The 25,431-nt window shown below is 71.3% G+C and carries 23 protein-coding genes, 1 tRNA gene, 1 pseudogene and 1 riboswitch; of the genes and pseudogenes, 18 read left to right on the top strand and 7 right to left on the bottom strand.

Annotated features, from left to right (window positions below; translation table 11 throughout):
* Positions 1-159: 159 nt before the first annotated feature.
* The 3 genes and pseudogenes from OG331_RS10690 to OG331_RS10680 all read left to right on the top strand — a co-directional run.
* A pseudogene (locus tag OG331_RS10690) lies at positions 160-2,041 on the top strand (alpha-galactosidase); the annotation flags it as partial.
* 307 nt (positions 2,042-2,348) lie between these two features.
* Positions 2,349-2,506: riboswitch (cyclic di-AMP (ydaO/yuaA leader) on the top strand.
* Between the two features lie 4 nt (positions 2,507-2,510).
* Complete coding sequence (locus tag OG331_RS10685; protein ID WP_406194376.1) at positions 2,511-3,458, top strand: LysM peptidoglycan-binding domain-containing M23 family metallopeptidase; 948 nt, start codon at positions 2,511-2,513, stop codon at positions 3,456-3,458.
* Positions 3,459-3,721: 263 nt separating this feature from the next.
* Positions 3,722-4,507, top strand: a complete 786-nt coding sequence (locus OG331_RS10680) for an SGNH/GDSL hydrolase family protein (RefSeq protein WP_406209905.1) — start codon at positions 3,722-3,724, stop codon at positions 4,505-4,507.
* 97 nt (positions 4,508-4,604) lie between these two features.
* On the opposite strand, the gene OG331_RS10675 is transcribed toward OG331_RS10680, so the two are convergent.
* Complete coding sequence (locus tag OG331_RS10675) at positions 4,605-5,225, bottom strand: TetR/AcrR family transcriptional regulator (protein ID WP_406194374.1); 621 nt, start codon at positions 5,223-5,225, stop codon at positions 4,605-4,607.
* A 71-nt stretch (positions 5,226-5,296) separates the two neighbouring features.
* Positions 5,297-6,475, bottom strand: a complete 1,179-nt coding sequence (locus OG331_RS10670; RefSeq protein WP_406194372.1) for a Glu/Leu/Phe/Val dehydrogenase dimerization domain-containing protein — start codon at positions 6,473-6,475, stop codon at positions 5,297-5,299.
* Positions 6,476-6,669: 194 nt separating this feature from the next.
* Here OG331_RS10670 and OG331_RS10665 point away from each other — a divergent pair, with 194 nt between their 5' ends.
* The 6 genes from OG331_RS10665 to OG331_RS10640 all read left to right on the top strand — a co-directional run bounded on the left by OG331_RS10665 (position 6,670) and on the right by OG331_RS10640 (position 12,825).
* Entirely contained in the window at positions 6,670-7,845 is a 1,176-nt protein-coding gene (locus OG331_RS10665; RefSeq protein ID WP_406194369.1) for an MBL fold metallo-hydrolase, read from the top strand.
* A 644-nt stretch (positions 7,846-8,489) separates the two neighbouring features.
* Positions 8,490-10,706 carry a sensor histidine kinase gene (locus OG331_RS10660; RefSeq protein ID WP_406194368.1) on the top strand — a complete coding sequence of 739 codons (2,217 nt, stop codon included), beginning with the start codon at positions 8,490-8,492 and terminating at the stop codon, positions 10,704-10,706.
* Between the two features lie 92 nt (positions 10,707-10,798).
* Positions 10,799-11,233, top strand: a complete 435-nt coding sequence (locus OG331_RS10655) for a roadblock/LC7 domain-containing protein (RefSeq protein WP_328877892.1) — start codon at positions 10,799-10,801, stop codon at positions 11,231-11,233.
* Positions 11,234-11,235: 2 nt separating this feature from the next.
* Positions 11,236-11,607 carry a DUF742 domain-containing protein gene (locus OG331_RS10650; protein ID WP_328430358.1) on the top strand — a complete coding sequence of 124 codons (372 nt, stop codon included), beginning with the start codon at positions 11,236-11,238 and terminating at the stop codon, positions 11,605-11,607.
* Entirely contained in the window at positions 11,585-12,184 is a 600-nt protein-coding gene (locus OG331_RS10645; protein ID WP_369274774.1) for an ATP/GTP-binding protein, read from the top strand. The genes OG331_RS10650 and OG331_RS10645 overlap by 23 nt, the downstream gene beginning before the upstream one ends.
* Before the next feature lie 62 nt (positions 12,185-12,246).
* Positions 12,247-12,825, top strand: a complete 579-nt coding sequence (locus OG331_RS10640; RefSeq protein WP_406194363.1) for a GAF domain-containing protein — start codon at positions 12,247-12,249, stop codon at positions 12,823-12,825.
* Between the two features lie 24 nt (positions 12,826-12,849).
* On the opposite strand, the gene OG331_RS10635 is transcribed toward OG331_RS10640, so the two are convergent.
* A complete protein-coding gene (locus tag OG331_RS10635) occupies positions 12,850-13,458 on the bottom strand; it encodes a GPP34 family phosphoprotein (RefSeq protein WP_406194361.1) in 609 nt (202 codons plus the stop codon).
* Positions 13,459-13,728: 270 nt separating this feature from the next.
* Between OG331_RS10635 and tdh the strand changes: the two genes are divergently transcribed.
* The 9 genes from tdh to OG331_RS10590 all read left to right on the top strand — a co-directional run bounded on the left by tdh (position 13,729) and on the right by OG331_RS10590 (position 20,678).
* Complete coding sequence (tdh, locus tag OG331_RS10630; RefSeq protein ID WP_406194359.1) at positions 13,729-14,757, top strand: L-threonine 3-dehydrogenase; 1,029 nt, start codon at positions 13,729-13,731, stop codon at positions 14,755-14,757.
* 38 nt (positions 14,758-14,795) lie between these two features.
* A complete protein-coding gene (locus OG331_RS10625; RefSeq protein ID WP_406194356.1) occupies positions 14,796-15,989 on the top strand; it encodes a glycine C-acetyltransferase in 1,194 nt (397 codons plus the stop codon).
* A 37-nt stretch (positions 15,990-16,026) separates the two neighbouring features.
* Complete coding sequence (locus OG331_RS10620; RefSeq protein ID WP_406194353.1) at positions 16,027-16,929, top strand: LysR family transcriptional regulator; 903 nt, start codon at positions 16,027-16,029, stop codon at positions 16,927-16,929.
* A gap of 46 nt (positions 16,930-16,975) precedes the next feature.
* Positions 16,976-17,614 carry a helix-turn-helix domain-containing protein gene (locus OG331_RS10615; RefSeq protein WP_406194351.1) on the top strand — a complete coding sequence of 213 codons (639 nt, stop codon included), beginning with the start codon at positions 16,976-16,978 and terminating at the stop codon, positions 17,612-17,614.
* Complete coding sequence (locus OG331_RS10610; RefSeq protein ID WP_406194348.1) at positions 17,611-18,123, top strand: GNAT family N-acetyltransferase; 513 nt, start codon at positions 17,611-17,613, stop codon at positions 18,121-18,123. The genes OG331_RS10615 and OG331_RS10610 overlap by 4 nt, the downstream gene beginning before the upstream one ends.
* A 116-nt stretch (positions 18,124-18,239) precedes the next feature.
* Positions 18,240-18,722, top strand: a complete 483-nt coding sequence (locus OG331_RS10605; RefSeq protein WP_406194346.1) for a DUF1877 family protein — start codon at positions 18,240-18,242, stop codon at positions 18,720-18,722.
* Positions 18,723-18,791: 69 nt separating this feature from the next.
* Positions 18,792-19,151, top strand: a complete 360-nt coding sequence (locus OG331_RS10600; protein ID WP_406194344.1) for an MmcQ/YjbR family DNA-binding protein — start codon at positions 18,792-18,794, stop codon at positions 19,149-19,151.
* Between the two features lie 31 nt (positions 19,152-19,182).
* Positions 19,183-20,505: an MFS transporter gene (locus OG331_RS10595; RefSeq protein ID WP_406194342.1), complete on the top strand. Its 1,323-nt coding sequence runs from the start codon at positions 19,183-19,185 to the stop codon at positions 20,503-20,505.
* A gap of 99 nt (positions 20,506-20,604) precedes the next feature.
* Positions 20,605-20,678: transfer RNA gene (locus OG331_RS10590), tRNA-Pro, on the top strand.
* 77 nt (positions 20,679-20,755) lie between these two features.
* Here the strand turns inward: OG331_RS10590 and rox are convergent.
* The 4 genes from rox to OG331_RS10570 form a co-directional block, all read right to left on the bottom strand.
* Positions 20,756-22,183, bottom strand: a complete 1,428-nt coding sequence (gene rox / locus OG331_RS10585; protein WP_406194340.1) for a rifampin monooxygenase — start codon at positions 22,181-22,183, stop codon at positions 20,756-20,758.
* A gap of 64 nt (positions 22,184-22,247) precedes the next feature.
* On the bottom strand, positions 22,248-22,775 hold the full coding sequence (locus tag OG331_RS10580) for an NUDIX hydrolase family protein (protein WP_406209902.1): 528 nt from the start codon (positions 22,773-22,775) through the stop codon (positions 22,248-22,250).
* 42 nt (positions 22,776-22,817) lie between these two features.
* On the bottom strand, positions 22,818-23,990 hold the full coding sequence (locus OG331_RS10575; RefSeq protein WP_406194338.1) for an amidohydrolase family protein: 1,173 nt from the start codon (positions 23,988-23,990) through the stop codon (positions 22,818-22,820).
* A 1-nt stretch (position 23,991) separates the two neighbouring features.
* On the bottom strand, positions 23,992-25,395 hold the full coding sequence (locus OG331_RS10570) for a glutamine synthetase (RefSeq protein WP_406194336.1): 1,404 nt from the start codon (positions 25,393-25,395) through the stop codon (positions 23,992-23,994).
* Positions 25,396-25,431: the final 36 nt, after the last annotated feature.

Raw genomic sequence — 25,431 nt, 5'->3', positions numbered from 1 at the left:
CGACGGGGTGCGCACTCGACGATACGACATGCCTTCCTGGGCCAATGAGTTGTCCACAGGCGTTGCCCCGGGGCCGCTCGAACCTTGATGATGTTGGTACTTGGTGGCACCTGTTCGTATCTGTTTTAGATCTGTGAGGGCTTGATGCTGGAGATCTCCGACGGTCGCGAGGAGTATCCGGTCGAGGGCGGCCCCGCTTCGTACGGCCCGCCCTGTCCATGCGTACCGACGGGCGGCGTGGCACCGAGTGGGGTTTCGAGCGGTACGAGACCGAGGGCGACGAGCTGCGGTTGCGCTTTCGTGACGGCGGGCTGGACGTCACCCTGCACTACCGGATGCGCGCAGACGTCGTGGAGCGCTGGGTCACCCTGGACAACCAGGGGCCCGCCCTGGAGCTGCTGCGCGCCGACTCGGCCGCCTGGACGCTGCCCGACGGGAGAGCGGGCGGTTGTCCCAGCTGCACGGCCGCTGGGGTGCCGAGTCCCGGCTTGCGCAGGGTCCCCTCACCTGCGGCGAGAAGGTCATCGGCAGCCGCCGCGGACACACCGGGCATCAGCATCTGCCCTGGGTCGCGCTCGACACGGACGCCACCGAGGAGCGCGGCGAGGTCTACGGCTGCGCTCTCGGCTGGTCGGGATCCTGGCGCATCGCCGTGGCGCAACTCCCCGACGCGCGCGTGCAGATCACCGGCGGCGTCGGATACGACGACTCCGGCTTGCTGCGCCTCGCGGCGGGGGAGTCCTTCACGACGCCCGTCTTCGCCGGCGTGTGGAGCGACGGCGGCTTCGGCGGGGCCAGCCGCGCCTGGCACGCGTACCAGCGCGCGTACGTGGTCCCGGACGCGGACCAGGACCGGCCGGTGCTGTTCAACTCCTGGGAGGCGACGGAGTTCGACATCTCCGAGGAGCAGCAGAGTCTGCTCGCGCGGCGGGCCGCGGCCGTCGGCGTCGAGCTGTTCGTCGTCGACGACGGCTGGTTCGGGAAGCGCACCAGCGACCGCGCCGGGCTCGGCGACTGGACCCCCAACCCCGACCGCTTCCCGTCCGGGCTCAAGCCGCTCGCCGAGTACGTGCACGCACTCGGCATGCAGTTCGGCATCTGGGTCGAACCAGAAATGGTCAATCCGGACAGTGAGTTGTATCGAGCCCATCCCGAATGGGTTCAGTACTAAACGGGACGAAAGCGGACGGAACTTCGCAATCAACTCGTACTGAACCTCGCGCGCGACGACGTCCAGGAGTACCTCTGGGAGCAGCTCGACGGGCTCCTCTCCAGCGCCCCGATCGACTATGTGAAGTGGGACTTCAACCGCTGCTTCGCCGACGCCGGCTGGCCCGGTGAGGCATACCCGCAGCACCTGTGGGTCGACCATGTGCGGGCCTTGTACGGTCTGCTGGACCGGCTGCGCGCCGCTCACCCCGGCGTCGCCTTCGAGTCCTGCTCGGGCGGTGGAGGACGGATCGACCTCGGCGTACTCAGCCGTACCGACCAGGTGTGGACCTCGGACAACACCGACCCCCTCGACAGGCTCGCGATCCAGCACGGCTTCAGCCAGATCCACCCGGCGAGGGTCATGGCCGCGTGGGTCACCGACAGCCCGAACGCCATGCTCAACCACCGGGCCGCCTCCCTGCGCTTCCGGTTCGTGAGCGCCATGGCTTGCGTGCTCGGCGTCGGCGGCGACCTCACCCGGTGGACCGAGGAGGAGCTCGCCGAGGCGCGGGAGTGGGTGACGCTCTACAAGGAGATCCGGCCCCTGGTGCAGCGCGGCGACCTGTATCGGCTGCGGCCTCCGAAGGGCGGACTGAGTGCGGTGCAGTACGTGCTCGGTGACGAGACGGTCGTCCTGGCCCGGCTCCAGGCCCAGAGCTACGGCGAACCCGCCCCGGCCCTGCGGCTGCGCGCCCTCGACTCGGCAGCATCGTACGAATGCCTTGAAACGGGCGAAGTTCACCGAGGGGCGGTATTGGTGCATCACGGACTTCATACCGGCCTGCGGGGCGACCTTGATGCGACGGTTATCCGACTGCGTCGCATCTAGGGGTTCTGTCCGAATTGGCGCCTTCATTCCAACTCGCTCTGGAGTAAAGGGAGCTGGAGAAGTGTCACGTGAGGAGCGTCATATTCGTGACCGTGCGTCGCTCGTCATGTTCACGTAATTCACATGCTTTTCGAGGGGTTTTGAGTCCGGAGACGTCCCCATAATTTACGGAGTGTGACCGGTAATTCCCAGAAGGGATCAACAGGAACGCATTCGGGCGGAACCCCTCACTTGTTCCCGTGCGTCTTCCTCGCTTACGTTCCACACCAATCCGGACGGACGCCTAATCCTGCCGCCGACCGGATCCCGCGCTAACTCACCCGTACCCGGCAGGAGCGGGGGACCCACAGGTACAACCGCCTGTTCCGGTCTCCGGAACGGCTTGGGGTCAAGTCGCGTCCCGACGCGACCGGGCATCTCCAGCCCGCACCCGACAGCTCACCTCGCAGGCGCCGGAGAGGAATTCGCCATGCCCGCGAAGGGTAAGCATCGCCGCCCGAAGTCCCTGCGCTTCACCCGCTCCATCGCCGTCGCCGGAACCGGTGGCGCCGCTCTCGCTCTCCCGTTCATCGGGGCCGCCGGCGCCCACGCCGCTCCCTCTCAGCCCGTTTCGGAAAAGGCCGTTCAGTCCGCTCCGGTCGCCGAGAAGAAGGCCGAGAAGAAGTCCACCGACAAGAAGGCGGACGCGCGGACCTATTCGGTGAAGGTCGGCGACTACCTTGCGAAGATCGCCGACGACCAGAACGTCAGCGGTGGCTGGAAGAAGCTCTACGCCGACAACCGTGAGGCCGTCGGCGCGGACCCGGCGCTGATCCACCCGGGTCTCAAGCTCACCATCGGCGGCAAGAAGGCCGAGACGAGCGCCCCCAAGCCGTCGTCCGCGCCGTCCTCCTCCGCGCCTTCGAAGTCGTCCTCGGACACGACCGCCTCGAAGTCCTCGGCGTCCAAGTCCGCCGCGTCGAAGACCACCACGACCGCGCAGAGCGCCGAGAACACCAGCGCCTCCAGCGGCTTCTCCGCCCCCCTCGACGGCGCCACCCTCGGCACCGCCTACAAGGTGGCGGGCAGCATGTGGTCCAGCGGCTACCACACCGGCGTCGACTTCTCCGCCCCCACCGGCACCCCCCTGAAGGCGGTCGGCGCGGGCACCGTCGTCTCGGCCGGCTGGGGCGGCGCGTACGGCAACCAGGTCGTCATCCAGCTCGCCGACGGCCACTACGCCCAGTATGCCCACCTGTCCTCGCTGTCCGTCTCCAGCGGCCAGTCCGTGACGGCGGGCCAGCAGATCGGGCTCTCCGGCGCGACCGGCAACGTCACCGGCCCGCACCTCCACTTCGAGATCCGCACCACCCCGGACTACGGCTCGGACCTGGACCCGGTCGCCTACCTGCGCTCGAAGGGCGTCTCCATCGGCTGACGCCCGCCGCGGAACCCCCTGCCTGACACGCTGCCGAAGGCCGGACCCAGATCCCCGGGTCCGGCCTTCGGTCTGCGCGCACACGGCTGTATGGCGGTTGCGCCCACAACAGCCCTGATCGGAGGGTTATTCCACCTTTGGTGAACACTTTAGGAGTGGCTTATCTCACCGCTCGTCAACCCCGTCCTACGGTCGCGTAGGTCACATTCGAAGGTGAATCATGGGCCGATGTGGCAGACGATTCGAAGAGTGACAGCAGATCAGTGATCGGGTCGTACGTTGCGGTGGGGGACAGCTTCACCGAGGGCGTCGGCGACCCCGGCCCCGACGGGGCGTTCGTCGGTTGGGCCGACCGGTTCGCGGTCCTGCTCGCGGACCGACGACCCGAGGGCGACTTCAACTACACGAACCTCGCCGTGCGCGGCAAACTGCTCGACCAGGTAGTCGAGGACCAGCTTCCGAAGGCCGTCGAACTGGCCCCGGACCTGGTCTCGTTCTGCGCGGGCGGCAACGACATCATCCGGCCCGGCACCGACCCCGACGAGGTCGCCGAGCGCTTCGAGCGGGCGATCGCCCGGCTCACCTCCGAGGTCGGCACCGTCATGGTGACGACCGGGTTCGACACCCGTGGCGTGCCCGTGCTGAAGCATCTGCGCGGCAAGATCGCCACGTACAACGGTCATGTGCGGGCCATTGCCGACCGGTACGGCTGTCCGGTGCTCGACCTGTGGTCCCTGAAGACCGTTCAGGACCGCCGGGCCTGGGACCACGACCGGCTCCACCTGTCTCCCGAGGGGCACACGCGTGTGGCGCTCCGCGCCGGCCAGGTACTCGGCCTGGAGGTCCCGGCGGACCCGGACCAGCCCTGGCCGCCGCTCCCGCCCCGCGGCACGCTCGACATCCGCCGCGACGACGTCCAATGGGCCCGCGAGTACCTGGTGCCCTGGATCGGGCGGCGCCTGCGGGGCGAGTCGTCGGGGGACCACGTCACGGCCAAGGGCGCGCTGTCCCCGGACGACATCAAGATGCGGATCGAATCAGTGGCTTGAGAGCGGTTCGCAAGCGACCTGTCAGCGGGTTCGCGGGTGACGTGCCGGTGTGGGCCGTACCGACGTGTGATCGGTACGGCCCACACCTACGCCGGCGTCAGCGTGACGACGCCGTCAACGCCTCCCGCTCCAGCCCCAGTTCCCGGGCGAGCGCCTCGTCCACCCACTCCTGGGCACGCGCGCGTGAGACCGCGCCGCGGTACGACGTCATCTGCACGGCGAGCCCGTCGAGGAGAGCCGTCAGGCGCAGGGCCGCGCCCATGGGGTCCGGGCAGCGGAACTCGTCCGCGGCCACACCCTCCGCGATGACCTCGGCGAGGGCCGCCTTCCACTGCCGGTCGAGGTCCCGCGTGACCTGCTGCAGCGCGGGCTCGCGCAGCGCCGCCGCCCAGCCCTCGATCCACAGCCGCCAGCCCTTGGCCTGGCCGGTCGGCGCGTACCAGCGCACGGCCGCCCGCAGCCGGCGCAGCGCTGTCGTACGACGTCCGAGGACCCGTCGCAGACGGGCCAGGTCGTCCTGCGCCGCGTGCGTGAACGCGGCGGCGACCAGCTTCTCCTTCGTGGCGAAGTGATAGAGCACCAGCGCGTTGCTCACCCCGAGCGCCGCGGCCACGTCGGCGATCCTGACCGCCGCGACGCCCCGCGCCTCTATCTGCTCCACGGCGGCACGCAGCAACTCCTCACGCCGCTCCGCCACGCTCAACCGCACTCTTGCCACCCGGCCACCCTAAAGCCTTGCCGCCGGCAGCTCCCGGGCCGCGGTCGAGTCGGGTCCCGGGGCCCTTGCCGTCACCGGAGTTGGCCGAACCGCTCGGCGATCACCGGCAACCGGTCCTCAGCGATGGCGTGCGCGGCGGCCCGAGGTGTCGTCCCGTCGGTCTCCGCGCGGGCCAGGGTGAGGTCGGTCAGGGCGCGCATCGAGCGCCGCGTGTGGGCGAACGCCTCGTCCGCGTCCGGGCCGACGTCGCCGAACAGCGTCCACCACCACCAGGCGTTCGTGGCCGAGTTGACCACGACGTCCGGCAGCACGGTGACGCCCCGCACGGCCAGCAGCTCCTCCGCCTCCGGCCGTACGGGCATGTTGGCCGCCTCGGCGATCCAGCGAGCGGTGATCCGCCCCTGGTTGGCGGCGTCGATCACATAGGAGACGGCTGCCGGGACCAGCACCTCCGTCTCGGCCGACAGCCAGGCGTCGCCCGGCAGTTCGCGGTCGCCGGGCCGCAGCGCCGCGCGGTCGACCGTGCCGTACGCGTCCCGTGCCGCCAGCAGCGCCTCGATGTCGAGGCCCGCCGGGTTGGCGATCGTGCCCTTGATGTCGGCGACGGCCACGACGGTGAGCCCCGCGCGCGTGAGGAAGCGCGCAGTGGCCCCGCCCATGGTCCCGAGCCCCTGCACGGCGGCGCGCGTCCTCCAGTACGGCACACCGGCCCGGTCCAGGGCGGTGAGCACCGCCTCGGCGACTCCGCAGCCGCCGACCAGCTCGTCGAGCCCGATGCCGTCCACCTCGACCGCGAACGCGTCCGCGAGCCGCGTACGGGCGCCGGCCTCGTCGCCGAGCAGCGGATACACGGCCTGGACGGACGACACGAGCCCCGCCTCGGCGGCCGCCCGGTCCACCACGTCCTGGGAGAGCCCGAGGTCCTCGCCCGTGGTCCAGAGGTTCTCGATGTAGGGCCGCATGGTCCGCAGATAGCGCACCAGAACCCCGTACGCCTCCGGATCGCGCGGATCGCAGTCGATGCCGCCCTTGGCGCCGCCCAGGGGGATGTACCGGGCCTCGGGGTCGTAGTGCAGGGCTTCCTTCATGCTCATGCCGCGGGCGAGCCCGGTGACCTCGTCGAGCGTGCAGCCCGGCCGCATGCGCAGCCCGCCGCTGGACACGCCACGCACCAGCCGGTCGATGACCAGGAAGCCCTGACGGCCGGTGACGTGGTCGGTCCAGGTGAGCGACAGCAAGGGCGTGGTCATGAGGTCTCCGAGGTGGGGGAGGGAGGGCGAGCCAGGGCCGCGTGCCGCGCGCGGCTACTGAACGAGGGGTCAGTATCCGAGAGTGGGTGAGGACATGTCAATGTGGGGTGCCCGGGATTAGGACCGGGGGCGTCCTGGGTTGTCGGAGGGGCCGACCATAATGGAATTTCTCACCGACTCCACCTGGAGGTACCGTGGCCGGTTTCCGTTTCCCGAGCTCCGGGCTGCGTGCCCTGCGGCCCGAGGCCTTCGGGGTGGACCCGAGCGGTGAGCGCATGGCGCGCATCCGCAGATCACCGAACTTCCGGGACGGGGTCTTCCAGAACCCCGGTGGCGCCGCCCGGACCAGACCGTCCGGTTCGATGCTGGAGTTCGCCAAGGTCTTCTTCGACCGGGACACCCGGCCCCACCGCGTCCCCAAGGGCACGGTGCCGGTGCACCCCACCACCTACGCCGACCTGGCGAAACCGCCCGTCGACGGGCTGCGCCTGACCTGGATGGGGCACTCCAGCGTCCTCGCGGAGATCGACGGCCACCGCGTGCTCATCGACCCCGTGTGGGGCGAGCGCTGCTCACCGTTCCCCTTCGCCGGGCCCAAGCGGCTGCACCCCGTGCCGCTGCCGCTCGCCCAGCTCGGCCCTGTCGACGTCGTCGTCATCTCCCACGACCACTACGACCACCTCGACCTGCCCACGATCAAGGCACTGGTCGGCACGGACACACTCTTCGCCGTACCGCTCGGCGTCGGCGCCCACCTCGAACACTGGGGCGTCTCGGCCGACCGCGTGCGTGAGCTGGACTGGCACGAGACGACGAAGGTCGGCGGACTCAGCCTGACGGCCACCCCCGCACGCCACTTCTGCGGCCGGGGGCTGCGCAACACGCAGCACACGCTCTGGGCGTCCTGGGTCATCGCCTCGGACGAGCACCGGATCTACCACAGTGGGGACACCGGCTACTTCGACGGCTTCACGGACATCGGCACCGAGTACGGCCCGTTCGACGCGACGATGATCCAGATCGGCGCCTACTCGGACTTCTGGCCCGACATCCACATGACGCCGGACGAGGGCGTCCGCGCCCACCTCGACCTTCAGGGCGGGGACCCGACCGTGGGCGTCATGCTGCCGATCCACTGGGGCACCTTCAACCTGGCGCCGCACGCATGGGCGGAGCCGGGGGAGTGGACGATGCGGGCCACGCACAAGGCCGGGGTCACGATGGCGGCACCGCGCTGCGGCGAGCCGTTCGAACCGGCCTCGATGCCGCCCCTGACTCCGTGGTGGCGCGAGGTGGCCGAGACGCCCGCCGAGGGATGGCCGACGTGGCCGCCGGTCGCTTCGGGGCCGGACGGGGCGGCGGTCGTCTAGCGCGGCTTCTGTCCAGGGCCGGCCGCCCTGTCGCAGCGCCCGCCGCAGTGCCGGGCGCCGCAGTGCCGGGCGCCGCAGTGCCGGGCGCCGCTGCGGCGTCCGGCGAGACGGTGCGGGCGGTCAATGGCTCCGTGCGCTCTTGCGGGACGGTTCGCGCGGGGCGTGCGTGAGTGCGGTGGGGCGCCCGCGGAGCTTTGTGCGCCGCTACTGCCCGTGACGCTTTGGGGGGTGGACGTGCGGGCGCGCGGGGTGCCGAATCGTCCCGGCCAGGGGGGCCGGGGCGGGCAAGGGCGTGGGAATCGGGTGTCGGCGCGGCGTCCGGCGTACGCAGTGCCCCGCAGTCCGGCTTTTTATCGTGACCACTTCTGACCAGGTCCGATCGTTCGATTTCCGCTTGTGGGCGAACGGTGGGGCCGGTTATCGGTCTGTCGTACGAGACCTCATACCAGAGCGGGACGCTGCCTGCGGGACTTTGTCAACTGCCCACCGCACTTGATGCGGAGGCGACTACTGTCAGTGTCCGTCGGGCGACGCGGAGCCGAATTCGTCGGTTCTGTCGACCGACATCGCGATGGCGCACGCCCCGGGCCGCGCAGACCGCGCGCATCCCAGGCCCCGACCGACGGACCAGTACGAGGACCCCGATGTCTCATCTCCGCGCCCCGGCCGCACGCGCTGACCGCCGTGAGGGCGGGCGGCACGGGCGCCCGGCCGCCCGCACCGCAACCGCGCTGCCCGAGACCCACATACGGCCCCAACTGCTGCGTCTGGCCGTGCTTCCGCCGGTCGCGGTGACCCTCAGCGCCCTCGCGGCCGTGCTGTTCGTCGTGCGGTCCACCGGAGTGAGGCCGAGCCTCACCCTGTGGTGCGTGCTCGCCGGAGCGGTCTCGGTGACCCTGGCGGGCATCCTGATCGCCGCGGTGGCCGCCAACCGCACCGCCAGGTCCGTGAACGACCGCATCGGTGCACTGCGCCGCAGGAGCGCGCGCGGCGAGGCCGATCTGCGGGCCCTCGTCGAGACCCTGCGGCGTGGCGAGGCGCCGCCGAAGCGCAGGCAGCGCAGCGGACCGCCCGACGGCGCCGACGACTTCGAACTGCTCGCCGCCGATCTGGCCCGCGCCCAGGACGGGGCCGTCACCGCCGTCGTCCAGGCCTCCCAGCTCTCCAGCCAGGCGGGCAGCGAACAGAAGCTCGAGGTCTTCGTCAACCTCGCCCGGCGTCTTCAGTCCCTCGTGCACCGCGAGATCTCCATCCTCGACGAGCTGGAGAACGAGATCGAGGACCCCGATCTCCTCAAGGGCCTCTTCCACGTGGACCACCTCGCCACGCGCATCCGCCGCCACGCCGAGAACCTCGCCGTGCTCGGCGGAGCCGTCTCCCGTCGGCAGTGGAGCAACCCGGTCTCCATGACCGAGGTGCTGCGCTCCGCCATCGCCGAGGTGGAGCAGTACTCGCGGGTCAAGCTCGTGCCGCCGATCGACGGCACCCTGCGCGGGCACGCCGTGGCCGACGTCATCCACCTGCTGGCCGAACTGGTCGAGAACGCCACGGTGTTCTCCGCCCCGCACACCCAAGTGCTGCTCCGCGCCAACCTCGTGACCTCGGGGCTGGCCGTCGAGGTCGAGGACCGCGGGCTCGGCATGCCGGTCGGCGAGCAGAACCGGATGAACGCCCTGCTCGCCGACCCCGACCAGGTCAACGTCGCCAGCTTGCTGGCGGACGGGCGCATCGGGCTGTTCGTCGTCTCGCAGCTCGCCAAGCGGCACGGCATCCATGTGCGCCTGCAGACCAACATCTACGGCGGTGTCCAGGCCGTAATCGTCGTGCCGCAGGGGTTGTTGGGGGCGGAACCGGGGGCTCGCGGAGTCGCGGAGCGGGCGCCGGAGCCGCAGGCGGTGGCGGTGCCGGGCACAGCCGTACCGCCGCATGCCCCGTCGCCGGCACGCCCGCAGCAGCCGCGTCCGCCACAGACGCCGGTGCCACCGCAGCAGTACGGGCAGCATGCGTCGGCCGCGTCGGAGGGCGGGCAGCGAGGTGCGGCCGAGGCGTCAACGGGCGCTCCGCGTCGGCGGCAGCCGCACGCCGGCGGGGTGGGCGCGGCCTCCGGAACGAACGGCACCGGGCCGGCACCGCTGCCCGTCCGCGGCGCCCATGCGGAGCGGGCCAACCCCGCGGAGGCCCTGCCCGGCATCAGGCCCGACGAGCGTGGCCGCGTCGAGGAGAACTCGGCCGCGCCTCTGGCTCCGCGCACCGGACCCGTCCGCGGCACCATGGGCAAGCCCCAACTGCCCCGACGCCGCGCCCAGGAACACATCGCCCCGCAACTGCGTGACGGCCCCACACCGCGCCAGGAGTCCGACCAGCTCGCCGGACACGACCCGGGGCTGATGGCGGCCTTCCAACGGGGTGTCGGGCTCGCGGAGACACAGCAGCACATGGAGTCGGCACACATGGAGTCGGCACACGTGGAGGCGCCGCACATGGAGTCGGCCCACACCGCCGTCACACAGGGCACCACGTCCGCCTACACCCCCTCTCCGCACCACGCCTCCGACACGACGTCGTCCGACCCGGACCCCACAACCGGGGCTCACACGTCCCCCGAGCACACCCGCCTGGAGTCCGTGCGCCCGGTGCCGATCCACCTGGAGCCGACGAGCCTCGACGCGGGGCGGCCGCAGTCCACACACCTGCGCCCGCCGGGCCTGGATGGACTGCACGAAGACGTGACACCCATGACCCCCCGTCCCTCCATGGACGTATCGCCCATGGACCCGGCCCACACCACCGAGAGGCAGCCCGGGTCCGCGCCCGGCGCCGACCACACCCCCTGGCACGACGGGAGCGCACCAGCCGGATGACCACGTTCATGACCAGTTCGACGTCCGCCTGGAAGTCCACCCCCACCCCCAGCGCTCCCGCTGACCTTCGTACCTCAAGGAGTCGATCCATCATGGCGAGCGAAGCGCAGACCGCCCATGTGTCCGATCTCGACTGGCTGATGAGCGGCCTCGTGCAGCGCGTACCGCACACCACCAGTGCGGTCCTCCTCTCCTGCGACGGGCTCGTGAAGTCGGTTCACGGCCTCGACCCGGACAGCGCGGACCACATGGCCGCCCTCGCGTCCGGCCTGTACTCCCTCGGCCGTAGCGCCGGCGTCCGCTTCGGCGACGGCGGAGAGGTGCGCCAGGTCGTCGTCGAGCTCGACTCGACCCTGCTCTTCGTGACCACGGCCGGCTCCGGCACCTGTCTCGCCGTGCTGGCCGGCCGCGAGGCCGACGCGGCCGTGCTGGGCTACGAGATGGCGATGCTCGTCAAGAGCGTCCGCCCCTACCTGGTCACCGCTCCCCGGCAGCACTCCGTCGAACCCTCGGCGTTGAGGCCTTGAACGTGACGGCGGCCGGTGACGGGCCCTGGCTCGACGACGCGGCCGGACGGCTGGTGCGCCCTTTCACGGTCAGCAACGGCCGTACCCGACCCACCATCGCGCTCGACCTCATGTCGCAGGTCATGGCCACCGGGGCGACCCCCCTCGGCTACCTCGGCCCCGAGCACGAGCAGGCGCTCGACCTGTGCCGCGGCCCGGTGTCGGTCGCCGAGGTCGCCGCCCATCTGAAGCTGCCGGCGGTGGTCACCAAGGTGCTGCTGTCGGACCTCGTCGACTGCGGGGCGGTCACCACCAAGCCCCCCGAGTTCCACCACAACCCGACTGACCGGGCCCTTCTGGAGGCAGTGCTCGATGGACTACGACGACAGCTCTGACCCCTTCCCCACCGCGCTGAAGATCTTGGTGGCGGGAGGGTTCGGGGTAGGGAAGACGACCTTCGTCGGCGCGGTGAGCGAGATCGCGCCGCTCAGTACGGAGGAGCTGCTCACCACGGTCAGCGCCGCGACCGACAGCCTTGAAGGGATCGAGAACAAGGTCGAGACGACGGTGGCCATGGACTTCGGCCGCATCACGCTCGATCCGGAACACGTCCTGTATCTCTTCGGCACGCCCGGACAGGAGCGGTTCTGGTTCATGTGGGACGAACTCTCCGAGGGTGCGCTCGGCGCGGTCATCCTCGCCGACACCAGGCGACTGGAGGAATGTTTTGCCGCCGTCGACTTCTTCGAACAGCGGGGCCTCGGATTCATCGTCGCGATCAACGAGTTCGACGGCGGCTACCGGTACGACCCGGAGGAGGTCCGAGCCGCGATCGACCTCGACCCGCAGGTCCCCGTCGTCCGTTGTGACGCCCGGATCTCCAGCTCCGGTGTCCAGACCCTGCTGACCCTGGTCCGGCACCTCATCGCTCACACGCCGGCACCCGCGCCGAGCCACGGCGCCCACATGTGACAGCCGCAACACACCAGCACGGAGCCGCATATGACGTACGCCCACAGCGACGGAATCCGCCCATGAGCTACGGCCCACCCCATCCGGTCGCTCGCCTGCTGCTCACCCCCGAGGACAAGGAGGCCCCCGCCCGCGCGCAGCGGTTGCTTCGCATGGGCCTGGGGGAACACCCCGATCCGGCCCTTGACGTCTTCGCGGACCATCTGGCCGAGCACACCGGGGCGCCGTACGCCATGGTCAACTTCATCGGCGAGAACCGTCAGTTCTTCGCCGGCCTGCATGTGCGGCATGCCGTGAACCTTGCCCGCGCCGACGAGAACAAGCCCCAGCTGGGCCGCCATATGGAGCGCGACCATGGGTTCTGCCCCCATGTGGTCGTCCGACGCAAGGCGCTGGTCCTGGAGGACGTCCGCGACTACCCGCGATTCGCCGGGAACCCGATCGTGGACGAGTTCGGCATCCGCTCCTATCTGGGCGCCCCGCTCATCGACAGCACGGGGATGGTGATCGGCACGGTGTGCGTCGTCGACGTGGAGCCGCGGCCGTGGGGGAGAGCCGGACTGGAGAGCATCAAGGCGTCGGCGGCGGACCTGGTCACCCGGCTGGAGCGGCGGGAGGCCGACGGGCTCCCGCTGCTGTGACTGCTCCCGGTCCGGGAGGGGCGGCTAGAAACCCCGCCACACGTTGTCGAACGCGGCATCCTCGATCCCCCGCCGCTGCCGTACGGCCTCCAGCTCCACGACCGCGTTGCCGACGGCGGCCAGCACGGTCGTGACCGTCTCGTCGGTGAGGTCGTCAGCGGCGTCGGCCGGCATCTCGTGCACCCCGGCGGCGGCAGCCAGGGCCGCGAGGACGGGATCGCCCGACGCCCAGCGCTCCTCGGCCTGCTGCCGGGCCGCCGAGTCGACCGGCACCGATCGCCCGGCCCGCAGCGAGATCCGGTGGCCCCGCGGCCGGGCCGTGAGCCCCAAGCTCTCCAGTTCCGCGCCATAGGCCGAGGAAAGCCCGCGCCCCCGGCGCCACAGCCAGTCCTCGACCGACTCGTACGGCTCCTGCCGTACGAGTGACGAGGCGGCCTCGTCCAGCAGCCGGTCGCCCGTCGGGGCCTGCGCGCTCGGCGCGATGCGTTCGTCGCCGTCGAGGACGAGAGCCCCGGCATCGAGGAGGTCGAACACTTCGGCCGCCGCGAGCGCGAGCGACAGTTCGCCCTGCTCCACGGGGTGGTCGGGTGCCATGTCCAGCGCGACGATCGCGAGGTCACGTGCGGTGTTCATGAGCGACTCCAGGTCAGTCGGCCGAGTACGGGCGTGAGCACCGGGACCGGCCGCGACGGCGGCCCGGGGCACTACCTCGATTGTCACCGCCCGGAGGGTGTCAGGGGCCGCGAGTGGCGGGTGTGAAGGAAAGCTGTGACGCTGCTTAAGAAATCCTCGATGGACCGAGGCGCCGCCGTACGGCAGATTGCTAGGCGATTCCACCCCCCTCCCCGCCCGCGGGTGCCTTCGGCATGTCCGCGGCCGGGACTCACCGTCAGGAGCCGTTGCGTGAAGGCGCTGGTCAAGGAGAAGGCGGAGCCCGGGCTGTGGCTCGCGGACGTCCCGGAGCCGGCCGTCGGACCGGGCGACGTACTGATCAAGGTGCTGCGCACCGGCATCTGCGGCACCGATCTGCACATCCGGTCCTGGGACGGCTGGGCGCAGCAGGCGATCCGCACCCCGCTCGTGCTCGGGCACGAGTTCGTCGGCGAGGTCGTGGAGACCGGCCGCGACGTCACGGACATCGCCATCGGCGACCGGGTCAGCGGTGAGGGCCATCTGGTGTGCGGCAAGTGCCGCAACTGCCTGGCCGGCCGCCGCCATCTGTGTCGTGCCACGGTCGGCCTCGGCGTCGGACGCGACGGCGCTTTCGCCGAGTACGTCGCCCTGCCCGCCACCAACGTGTGGGTGCACCGCGCACCCGTCGACCTCGACGTGGCCGCGATCTTCGACCCGTTCGGCAACGCCGTGCACACCGCGCTGTCGTTCCCGCTGGTCGGTGAGGACGTCCTGATCACCGGTGCGGGCCCCATCGGCCTGATGGCGGCGGCCGTGGCCCGGCACGCGGGTGCGCGCAATGTCGTGATCACCGACGTGAGCGAGGAACGGCTGGAGCTGGCCCGCAAGGTGGGCGTGAGCCTCGCGCTGAACGTGGCGGAGGAGACCATCGCCGACGGACAGCGCGAACTCGGGCTGCGCGAGGGCTTCGACATCGGCCTGGAGATGTCCGGCCGGCCCGAGGCCATGCGCGACATGATCGCCAACATGACGCACGGCGGCCGTATCGCCATGCTCGGCCTGCCGGCGCAGGAGTTCCCGGTCGACTGGGCCCGCATCGTCACCTCGATGATCACCATCAAGGGCATCTACGGCCGTGAGATGTTCGAGACCTGGTACGCCATGTCCGTTCTGCTGGAGGGCGGCCTCGACCTGGCCCCCGTGATCACCGGCCGGTACGGCTACCGCGACTTCGAGGCGGCGTTCGCCGACGCGGCGAGCGGCCGCGGCGGCAAGGTCATCCTCGACTGGACCTCGTAACTCCCTTTCGGCGAAGGCATTTTAGGAGAGCTTCCCTCATGTTCGACTCCGTGCGCGACGACCTGCGCGCCACCCTCGACGAGATCCGCGCCGCCGGCCTGCACAAGCCCGAGCGCGTCATCGACACCCCGCAGTCCGCGACCGTGAACGTCGCCGCGGGCGGCCGTCCCGGCGAGGTCCTCAACTTCTGCGCCAACAACTACCTCGGCCTCGCCGACCACCCCGAGGTGATCGCCGCCGCGCACGAGGCCCTCGACCGCTGGGGCTACGGCATGGCGTCGGTGCGCTTCATCTGCGGCACGCAGGAGGTGCACAAGGAGCTGGAGGCGCGGCTCTCCGCGTTCCTCGGCCAGGAGGACACGATCCTGTACTCCTCCTGCTTCGATGCCAACGGCGGCGTGTTCGAGACGGTCCTCGGCCCGGAGGACGCGGTGATCTCCGACGCCCTCAACCACGCGTCGATCATCGACGGCATCCGGCTGTCCAAGGCCCGCCGCTTCCGGTACGCCAACCGCGATCTGGCGGACCTCGAGCGGCAGTTGAAGGACGCGTCGGACGCCCGGCGCCGGCTGATCGTCACCGACGGCGTCTTCTCCATGGACGGCTATGTGGCACCGCTGCGCGAGATCTGCGACCTCGCCGACCGCTACGACGCCATGGTCATGGTCGACGACTCGCACGCGGTCGGCTTCGTCGGCCCCGGTGGCCGCGGCACGCCCGAGCTGCACGGCGTCATGGACCGCGTCGACATCATCACCGGCACCCTCGGCAAGGCCCTCGGCGGCGCGTCCGGCGGCTACGTCGCGGCCCGCGCCGAGATCGTCGCCCTGCTGCGTCAGCGCTCACGCCCGTACCTCTTCTCCAACACCCTGGCCCCCGTGATCGCGGCGGCCTCCCTCAAGGTCCTCGACCTGCTGGAGTCCGCGGACGACCTGCGCGTCCGGCTCACCGAGAACACGGCGCTGTTCCGGCGCCGGATGACGGAGGAGGGCTTCGATATCCTCCCCGGCGACCACGCCATCGCGCCCGTGATGATCGGCGACGCGTCCAAGGCCGGCCGGCTGGCGGAGCTGCTGCTGGAACGTGGCGTGTACGTGATCGGCTTCTCGTACCCGGTCGTGCCCCAGGGTCAGGCCCGCATCCGCGTCCAGCTGTCCGCCGCGCACTCGACGGACGACGTCAACCGTGCCGTGGACGCCTTCGTAGCGGCCCGGGCGGAACTGGAAGGCTGACCTCCGGTCCACTCCGGACCTTGCGATAATCGATCCCATGATCGAAGCGCGGCGGCTCCACATCCTCCGTGCGGTGGCCGACCACCGCACCGTGACGGCGGCTGCCGCCGCGCTGTATCTCACGCCCTCCGCGGTCTCCCAGCAGCTCGCGGCCCTGGAGCAGGAGACGGGCCACCGGCTGGTGGAGCGCGGCGCGAAGGGCGTACGGCTGACGCCGGCCGGTGAGATCCTGCTCAGCCACACCAACGCCGTCCTGGCCCAGCTGGAGCGCGCGGAGGCCGAGCTCGCGGCATACAGCTCGGGCGCGGCCGGCACGGTCACCGTCGCCTCCTTCGCGACCGGCATCGCCCTGGTCGTCGCGCCCGCGGTGGCCCGCCTCGCCGGGACGGCCCCCGGCATCCGCATCCGCGTCCAGGACGCCGAGGGCGACGCCAGCCTGCCGATGGTGCTGGACCGGCAGGTCGACATCGCGGTGGCCGTCGAGTACCGGGGGGCGCCGCCCGCCGACGACCCCCGCCTCGCGCACGTACCGCTGTACGCCGAGCCCTTCGACGCGGTCGTCCCGGTGAGCCACCGGTTGGCCGGCGCGGCCGAGGTCCCGCTCGCGGAGCTGGCGAAGGACTCGTGGATCGGCCAGTACCCCGGCAATCCCTGCCACGACGTGGTCGTCCTGGCCTGCGAGAACGCCGGTTTCCAGCCCCGTCTCGAACACTCCTCGGACGACTTCCGCGCGGTCGTCGCCCTCGCCTCGGCCGACGCGGGCGTCGCGCTCGTACCGCGCTCGGCGCTGCGCGGCATGGACCTCACGGGGGTCGTCGTGCGGCCCGTGGACGGAGTGGCGCCCACGCGCCGGGTGTTCGCGGCAGTGCGCCGGGGCGCGGAGGAGCACCCGTTGATCAAGCCGGTGCTGGACGCGCTCGGGGAGGTCGCGGGGGAGTGAGGCTCCCGCAACACCGCTGTTTCATATCTGGGATAGCGTCCCGGATATGAAACGGAAGAGTTCCGGCGGTGGTGCAGCCCAGGGCACGGCTGAAGCCCCGGGCACGGTCGAAGCCCAGGACACCGCCTTGGACGCGGTCGACGCCCGCCTCGGTGCCCGTCTGGCCGAGCTGCGGGCCGAACGCAACTGGTCCCTCGGTGAGTTGGCGGAGCGCAGCGGCATCAGCCGCTCTACCCTGTCCCGCGCCGAGCGGGCGGAGATCAGCCCCACCGCCTCGCTGCTGAACCGCCTGTGCCACGTCTACGGCCGGACCATGTCCCAGCTGCTCAGCGAGGTCGAGTCCGAGCCCGCGCTGCTGATGCGGGCGGCCGAGCAGCCGGTGTGGGAGGACCGTTCCTCCGGGTTCGTACGACGGTCCGTGTCGCCGCCGCACGCCGGGCTGCGCGCCGAACTCGTCGAGGGCCGGCTCACCGAGGGTGCCGACATCGCGTACGACCGGCCGCCCGTACCGGGACTGGAGCAGCACATCTGGGTGCTGGAGGGGGCCCTCGATGTGACGGTTCAGGAGGCCGAGCACCATCTCGACGCCGGGGACTGTCTGCGGATGCGGGTGTGGGGGCCCACGCGGTTCCGGTGCGCGGGGCCCGGAGCGGTGCGGTACGTGCTGGCGGTGGTGCTGCCGTGATCGTGACACGCCTGGACGAAGGCCAACTGCTGGGCCAGGTAGGGGACTTGGCCGACCTGCTGGTGGACACCGTGGAGGACGGGGCATCCGTCGGGTTCCTGGCCCCTCTTGGCCGTACGGCCGCCATGGGCTGGTGGAAGGAGCGCGCGGCCGCCGTGGCCGCCGGGCAGTGGGCGGCGTGGGTGGCACGCGAGGGCGAGCGAACCGTCGGCACGGTCAGCCTGGCCTTCCCCGACAAGCCCAACAGCCGCCACCGGGCCGAGCTCGTCAAGCTGATGGTGCACCGGGACGCACGGGGCCAGGGGCTCGGCCGCAGACTCCTGACGACCGCGGAGGAGGCGGCGATCCGGGCCGGGATCACCCTCCTCCACCTGGACACGGAGACCGACAGCCTCGCCGAGCGGTTGTACGGCGCGGCCGGCTGGACCCGGGCCGGGGTGATCCCGGACTACGCGGCGAACCCGGACGGAGCGCTGCGGCCGACGACGATCTACTTCAAGCACCTCTGACCGATCGCCCCGTTGTCAGTGCCGCGTGGAACACTCCCCCTCGTTGATCGACCACGGGGCGATCAATGGTTTCGAAAGCGGCCGAACAAGCAGTGCACCAAGGGGGATTGCCTGTCATGGGCGTCAGCATTTCATTCATCAGCGCAACGACCGAGGAGCTGGACCGGGCGGCGAAGGACCCGGATTGGGCAGATCAATGCCTGTCCGAGCTGTACGGCGAGAACTTCCCGATGCCGGACCGTCCCTACGGAGGCCCGGACAAGGCGTTCGGCGGGCTCCAGTTCCTGTTCGACGAGGCCGAGGTGGGACTGGAGTTCGTGATGGACGGGTTCCAGATCCGGGACGACGGCAGCCTGTTCGGGTGGGACGCGGAGCAGATCGACAGCGTGGCACGGGAGCTGCGGGCCACCCCGTGGGAACGGCTGGCGGCCCACTACGACCCGGAGCGGATGGCGCAGGAGAATGCGTACCCCAACATGTGGAAGTTCGACCCCGAGGGGCAGCTGGAGTGGCTGGAGGGGGCCTACGAGGAGCTTGTCGCGTTCTTCGGAGCGGCGGCCGACCGCGGCCTCGGAGCGTTCATGACCTTCAGCTTCTAGGGCCTCCTGACGGTCGGACCGACCCCGCTCACCAGGTGGTTGTCAGTGGCAGCCGCTACCGTGCCTGTCATGCCGGATGCCGAAGACGTACGCCGTATCGCCCTGTCCCTGCCGGATACGACGGAGAAGATCGCCTGGAGCATGCCCACGTTCCGGGTCGCGGGCAAGATGTTCGCCACGCTGCCCGAGGACGAGACCTCCATCGCCGTGCGCTGTCCCAAGGAGGAGCGCGACGAACTGGTGCTGGCCGAGCCGGACAAGTTCTGGATCGCCGACCACGAGGCGCAGTTCGCCTGGGTGAGGGCTTGGCTGTCCGCCCTGGACGACGAGGGCGAACTGCGCGACATCCTCGCCGACTCCTGGCGCCAGGCGGCACCGTCGAGCCTGCTGGAGGCGCACCCCGAGTTGGGGCCGCCGACAGGAGAGTGAGACCAGTGAGGCATTGTCCGTGCCCCATGTCATGACCGGAAGGCGCAAGCGGATGAAAGGGCGGGCCGGATCACATCCGGTGTGGTCGCGGGACTTCGGCCTGTTCTTCGTCGCCCGGGCCGTCGCCCAACTCGGCGACACCATGCTGCCGGTGGCCCTCGCCGCGGGCCTGCTGCAGCACGGGTACGGCGCCGGAGCCGTCGGCCTCGCCCTGGCCGCGACGTCCGCCGCCTTCGCAGGGCTCATCGTCTTCGGCGGGGTCATCGCCGACCGTTTCAGCACCCGCAAGCTGATGATCGGCGCCGACCTGGTCCGCCTCGGCACCCAGTCCCTGGCCGCCGTGCTGTTCTTCACCGGGCACGTCGTGCTGTGGCAGATCTGCGCGATCGGCTTCGTCAACGGCGCGGCGGGCGCCGTGTTCCAGCCCGGCGTCGCCGGCACAGTGCCCCGGCTCGCCGCCGACGTCCAGGGCGCGAACGGCGCCATACGCGTCGCCGAGGCCGTGGCCCAACTCGCCGGACCGGCCCTCGCGGGTGTGCTCGTCGGTTTTGCGTCACCCGGCGGCGTGTTCGCGGCCCACGCGACCACGTACGCGGTGAGCGCCCTGTGCCTCCTGCTGCTCCGCCTGCCCCCACTGGTCCGCCCGCCCGGCCATCGCGCAGGCCGCGGACCCGGAGCCTTCCGGGCGGATCTGGCGGAAGGCTGGCGGGAGTTCAGATCCCGCACCTGGCTCTGGGGCGTCATCGTCATCTGGTGCGTCTACATGATCGCCGTATGGGGCCCGACCGTCCCGCTCGTGGCGACGGAGGTCGTCCAGCAGCACGGACCGCGCGCCTACGGCCTGATCAACTCGGCCCTCGGTGCGGGGACCGTCGTGGGCGGCCTGCTCGCGCTGCGGCTGCGCCCGCGCCGCATGCTCCGCGCCGGCGCGATCGCGCTCTTCGCCTTCGCCGGCTTCCCCATGACGGTCGGCGCCGGCCTCGGCGTTGCGGCCATGGCGGCCGGAGCCGCTGTCGCCGGGGCGGGCATGGCCTTCTGGAGCGTGATGTGGGCGACCAGCGTCCAGACCCAGGTCCCGGCCGACGTCCTCAACCGCATCCACGCGTACGACGTGGCGGGCTCCCTGGCGATGATGCCGGTCGGCCAGGCCCTCGCGGGCCCGGCCGCGGCGACCATCGGCACGGACCACGTGCTCCTGGTCGCCGGAGGCATGAGCCTCGTCGTCGTGGCCGCCCTGCTCACCGTGCGTCCGATCCGTGACCTGGTGAGGGCCGACACCCCGACGACGATGGGGCCGGCCCCGTCTCCAGCCCCGGCCGCGACGGGCGAGGGCGTGTGCCCCGAGCGGATCTGAAGCGGCCGGACGCGCGGAAACGAGTGCGCGACCACCGACCCGAGTGCGGTATTGTTTCCATGCACGTTCGGCCGGGGGAAACCCCAGGTCAGACGGCACCGGGACGTGGCGCAGCTTGGTAGCGCACTTGACTGGGGGTCAAGGGGTCGCAGGTTCAAATCCTGTCGTCCCGACGGTGCGAAGGGTCTTCGCAGGCGAGAGCCTGCGGGGGCCCTTTTTCGCTGGGTTTCCCGGTGGCCCGGCCGGGCACTCAGCCGGCGGCGGCGCCGAACCACCTCGGCAGATGGCCGAGCAGCTCCTGCTGATCTTCGCCGGCCCAGGCCACATGGCCGTCCGGCCGCAGCAGCACCGCGGGCACGTCCAGTTCCTCGCAGGCGTCGACGACGTGGTCGACGCGATCCGACCAGCCCGCCAGTGAGAGCCGGCCCGTCCGGTCGAGCAGGAGTCCGCGGCCGCCGCGCATCAGCTCGTAGAGGCGGCCCTGCTCCAGCTTCACGTCCCGCAGCCGTCGGCCGAGCAGTTCGTGGCCCTCGCCGAAGTCGTAGTGGACGCCGATCGCGGTGATCTTCTCGATCAGGTAGCGGTTCACGTCCTCGAAGTCCATCAGCTGCGACACCAGCCGGCGCACCGACTGCGGACCCGGTTCGGTGGACATCAGGTGCATCTGCGCGCGGGTGTTGTCCAGCACGTCGGCCGCCACCGGGTGCCGTTCGCTGTGGTAGCTGTCCAGCAGCCCGTCCGGTGCCCGGCCGCCCAGCTCGGCGGCCAGCTTCCAGCCGAGGTTGAACGCGTCCTGGATGCCCAGGTTGAGGCCCTGACCGCCGGTCGGCGGGTGGATGTGCGCCGCGTCGCCGGCCAGCAGCACACGGCCGGACCGGTAGCGCTCGGCCTGCCGGGTGGCGTCGCCGAAGCGGGACAGCCAGCGCGGTGAGTGCACGCCGAAGTCGGTGCCGGCGACCGCCCTCAGCTGTTGCCGGACCTCCTCGAAGGCCGGCGGGACCGACCGGTCCTCGGCCAGCCCCTCGGCGGGCACGACGACGCGGTACACACCGTCCCCGAGAGGCATGAAGCCGAACCGCTTCTGGGTCTTGCGGACTTCGGTCATCACGGAGACCAGCGTCTCCTGGGGTACGGCCACCTCCATCTCGCCCAGCAGCGTCTCCACCGTGGCGGGCTCGCCCGGGAAGCCGATGCCGAGCAGCTTGCGCACCGAGCTGCGGCCGCCGTCACAGCCGACGAGGTAGCGCGAGCACAGCCGGGTGCCGTCGGCCGACTCGACGGTCACACCGTCGTCGTCCTGGCTCAGCCCGACCAGCTCCCAGCCGCGGCGGACCTCGGCGCCGGCCGCGGTCGCGTGCTCGGCCAGCAGACGGTCGGTGATGGTCTGCGGGATCCCGAGGGTGTACGGATGCGCGGTGTCCAGCCCGTCGGGCCAGGGCTTGTCGATGCCGGCGAAGAAACCGCCGACCTGGTACTGCCGCCCGTGCGCGAGGAACCGCTCCAGCAGACCGCGCTGGTCCATCACCTCGATGCTGCGCATGTGCAGCCCGAGCGAGCGGACCACCCTGGTCGGCTCCGCCTCCTTCTCCAGCACGAGCACGTGCACGCCGTGCAGCCGCAGCTCGCCGGCCAGCATCATGCCGGTCGGTCCGCCGCCCACAATGATCACGTCGATCATCACAACACTCATTTCCGCAGGTACTGGCTTCGGCCGGAGGTTCTGCGGTGGGCGCACGCCGGGGTCAGATCACGCAGCCCACATGCGCCAGCGCCTGCTTCAGCAGCACCCCGTGTCCGCCCGGCATCTCGCTCTGCACCGCCGGGGACAGTGCCTCCTGCGGGCTGAACCAGACCAGGTCGAGCGCGTCCTGGCGGGGGCGGCAGTCGCCGGTGACCGGGACGAGGTAGGCGAGCGAGACCGCGTGCTGGCGCGGGTCGTGGTACGGCGTGACGCCGTGCGTCGGGAAGTACTCCGCGACGGTGAAGGGCTGGAGGGACGTCGGGACCCGGGGGAGGGCCACCGGGCCGAGGTCCTTCTCCAGGTGCCGCAGGAGGGCGTCGCGGACGCGCTCGTGGTGCAGCACGCGGCCGGAGACGAGGGTCCGGCTGACCGTTCCGTCCGGTCCGATGCGCAGCAGCAGGCCGATGCTGGTGACCTCACCGCTGTCGTCGACCCGCACCGGCACGGCCTCGACGTACAGGATCGGCATGCGCGCGCGTGCCATCTCCAGCTCGTCGGAGGACAGCCAGCCGGGCGTGGTCTCGGTCATGTCAGACATTGCTTGATCATACTTTCCGGGAATTGCGAACGCTCAGTCGCGATGCGGGCGGGGCTCGTGGGCGGGGTCGGGGTCGGGGGCGGGAAGTCCGTAGAGGCGGCGGGCGTTGTCGCCGGCTGCCCACGCCGCGATCCGCAGCGCGTCCGGCAGGCTCAGTTCGTCGGCGTCCACCCGGTCCTGGAGCAGTTCGCCCAGGCCGCGACGGAACGCCAGCGCGCCGAGCTGGTAGAACTCCGCCAGACCATACGCGTCGGAGCTGTACAGCAGCTTGCGGAACGGGGTGATCTCCAGCGCCTCCGCCAGGATCGCCCGGGACCGCGCGGGGCCGACGTGGTGCAGGGTGAGGCCCACGTCGAGATACACCTCCTCGAAGACAGCCGCCAGAAAGGCGGCCTGGCGCTGGTAGGGCCAGCAGTGCAGGAGCAGCACGGGAATGGTGCCCTTGATCAGGTGCAGCCAGTCCGTCAGGTGCGTCGGGTCCACGCGGTGCAGCCGGATGTCGGTGTCGCCGAACCCGGTGTGGAGCTGGAGGGGGCGCCCCAGGTCGACCGCCGTCCACAGCAGATGGCGTACCAGGACCGGGTCGGCCAGCCGGCCGCCGTTCTCCAGCCACTGCCGGGCCGCCGCGTTGACCAGCGTGTCCGAGGGGCGCGCCGGGTTCAGGTCGAAGCCGGTCCGGTAGGCGGCCACCGACTTCACTGCCACCACGCCCGGACGCCGTACGGCCTCCTCGGCGGCCGTACAAAAGGCGGTGGCGTAGGCGTCCGGTTCCACTCCCTGTGCCGCCACCGCCTCGGCGACCGCCTCCAGCCGTACGACCTCGTACGCGGTCGCGTCGGCGGTCTCCGCCAGCTCCCGGGGCGTGGTGAGTGGCTGCGGGGTGTAGCCCGTGTCGACGCAGAACATCTCCGTTCCGGCGGCGGCCAGCAGCCGTCGGTCCACCTCGCGCCGGCCCAGCTCCGCACGCCGGGCCAGATACGCGTCGGCGGGGGCGTGCCGCGGCAGATCCAGCAGGGGCGCGCAGTGGCGGCGTACGGCCACGCCGGCCGGGGTGTCGAAGGAGGAGATGCCGGGCCAGGGCTCGGCCTCGGTGAGCAGGGACTCGAAGCCGTCCCGGTCCAGGTCGGCGGTGACGATCCCGTGGCAGTGGTGGTCCACCAGCGGCAGCGCCGCGAGCGCCTCGTGGACCGGCCCTGTGGCGCCCACGTCAGTACTTCCAGCGGTACGCGGCCGCGACCTGGTCGTCGTCCAGCCCGGCGACGGCATCGACCTCGCCTCGCCGTACGGCGATCACGGCGTCGGCGAGGACCGGGCCCAGCGCGGCCCGCAGCGGCTCGTTCGTACGGAACTCCTCCACGGCCTCCGCGAGCGAGGTCGGCAGCCTGCGGACACCTCGGGCGGCCGCGTCCCGAGCGCCCAGATGTGCCGGATCGCCGGTGATCTCCTGCGGCAGCCGCGCGCCGGACGTCAGTCCGTCCAGCCCGGCGGCGATCAGGCAGCCCAGGGCGAGGTACGGGTTGGCGGCCAGGTCCACCGGCTTGACCTCCAGGTTGGCGGCCTCGGCGCGATGGCCTGCCGTGCCGGTGACGACGCGCAGCCCGGCCTCCCGTGTCTCCCGGCCCCACGCGGTGAACACGCCGGCCCACTGCGAGGGCCTGAGCCGCAGATGGCTCGCCGGGCTCGGCGCGGTCACGGCCGTGAGGGCGGGGAGGTGGGCGAGGATGCCGGCCGCGAAGGACTCGGCCTCGGGCCGCATGCCGTGGCGGCGGTCACCGCCCGCGTGCAGATTGACCCCCTCGCGCCAGGCGGAGAGGTGGACGTGGCCGCCGTTGCCGACGCCCTGCCCGAGGACCGCCGGGGCGAAGGACACCGCGAGGCCGTGGCGCCGCGTCACCGCCCGGATGGTCTGCCGCACCAGCACACTGCGGTCGGCCGCCGCCACCGGATCGAGCGCGGCCACCGACAGCTCGAACTGCCCGGCCGCGTACTCCGGATGGAACTGGTCGACCTCCACGCCCTGCCGCGCGAGCGCCGCCAGCAGTTCGGCGGCGCAGTCGCTCAACTCGACCTGGCGGGCGGCGCTGTATGCCGGCCCTGAGGCCGCCGGCACGAACTCACCCTCGGGACCCGGGGGTTGGGCGACCGCCCACTCGATCTCGATGCTCGCCTTGAAGGTGACGTCGTGCTGCTCGGCGGCCTCCAGGACCGTTCTTCGCAGGAACGTACGGCTGCACGCGGGATGCCGCTCGCCCTCCTGCGTGATTCGGTCGACCGGCGCCCACGCCCAGCCGGGCTGCGCGGACAACTCCACCAGCAGGTCGAGGTCGGGGTAGAGGCGCAGGTCGCCGTCCGGGGAGCCGAGGACGTCCGTGGTGACGATGGAGTCGCCCGCCAGGAAGGTGTCGAACACCGGCGACATCCCGACGCCCCAGGCCGCCGCGGAGGCGAGCTTCGCCGTCGGGATCGTCTTCACCCGGGCGATGCCCGCCGTGTCGACGTAGGACAGGACGATCCCGTGCACGCCCCGCCCGGACAGCTCGTCGCTCAGCGCGCCCGCCCGCTCGACGTCACCCGGACGCCCGCCCGGGACGGGATCGGCAAGGGTGGTCATACGGTCTCCTCGACGAGCTCGGCCGGTCCGTGCCGA

The sequence above is a fragment of the Streptomyces sp. NBC_01017 genome (assembly GCF_045162795.1).
Lineage (GTDB): Bacteria > Actinomycetota > Actinomycetes > Streptomycetales > Streptomycetaceae > Streptomyces > Streptomyces machairae.
The sequence above is the reverse complement of the archived record's forward strand: the minus strand, read 5'-3'. Positions and strand labels throughout refer to the sequence as shown.

What these genes read in the sequence shown, in the direction of transcription:
- OG331_RS10685 (WP_406194376.1), top strand. Translation starts at nt 2,511, where the DNA reads ATGCCCGCGAAGGGTAAGCATCGCCGCCCGAAGTCCCTGCGCTTCACC.
- OG331_RS10670 (WP_406194372.1), bottom strand. Translation starts at nt 6,475, where the DNA reads ATGACCACGCCCTTGCTGTCGCTCACCTGGACCGACCACGTCACCGGC.
- OG331_RS10660 (WP_406194368.1), top strand. Translation starts at nt 8,490, where the DNA reads ATGTCTCATCTCCGCGCCCCGGCCGCACGCGCTGACCGCCGTGAGGGC.
- OG331_RS10655 (WP_328877892.1), top strand. Translation starts at nt 10,799, where the DNA reads ATGGCGAGCGAAGCGCAGACCGCCCATGTGTCCGATCTCGACTGGCTG.
- OG331_RS10645 (WP_369274774.1), top strand. Translation starts at nt 11,585, where the DNA reads ATGGACTACGACGACAGCTCTGACCCCTTCCCCACCGCGCTGAAGATC.
- OG331_RS10640 (WP_406194363.1), top strand. Translation starts at nt 12,247, where the DNA reads ATGAGCTACGGCCCACCCCATCCGGTCGCTCGCCTGCTGCTCACCCCC.
- OG331_RS10635 (WP_406194361.1), bottom strand. Translation starts at nt 13,458, where the DNA reads ATGAACACCGCACGTGACCTCGCGATCGTCGCGCTGGACATGGCACCC.
- OG331_RS10625 (WP_406194356.1), top strand. Translation starts at nt 14,796, where the DNA reads ATGTTCGACTCCGTGCGCGACGACCTGCGCGCCACCCTCGACGAGATC.
- OG331_RS10620 (WP_406194353.1), top strand. Translation starts at nt 16,027, where the DNA reads ATGATCGAAGCGCGGCGGCTCCACATCCTCCGTGCGGTGGCCGACCAC.
- OG331_RS10615 (WP_406194351.1), top strand. Translation starts at nt 16,976, where the DNA reads ATGAAACGGAAGAGTTCCGGCGGTGGTGCAGCCCAGGGCACGGCTGAA.
- OG331_RS10605 (WP_406194346.1), top strand. Translation starts at nt 18,240, where the DNA reads ATGGGCGTCAGCATTTCATTCATCAGCGCAACGACCGAGGAGCTGGAC.
- OG331_RS10600 (WP_406194344.1), top strand. Translation starts at nt 18,792, where the DNA reads ATGCCGGATGCCGAAGACGTACGCCGTATCGCCCTGTCCCTGCCGGAT.
- OG331_RS10595 (WP_406194342.1), top strand. Translation starts at nt 19,183, where the DNA reads ATGACCGGAAGGCGCAAGCGGATGAAAGGGCGGGCCGGATCACATCCG.
- rox (WP_406194340.1), bottom strand. Translation starts at nt 22,183, where the DNA reads ATGATCGACGTGATCATTGTGGGCGGCGGACCGACCGGCATGATGCTG.
- OG331_RS10580 (WP_406209902.1), bottom strand. Translation starts at nt 22,775, where the DNA reads ATGACCGAGACCACGCCCGGCTGGCTGTCCTCCGACGAGCTGGAGATG.
- OG331_RS10570 (WP_406194336.1), bottom strand. Translation starts at nt 25,395, where the DNA reads ATGACCACCCTTGCCGATCCCGTCCCGGGCGGGCGTCCGGGTGACGTC.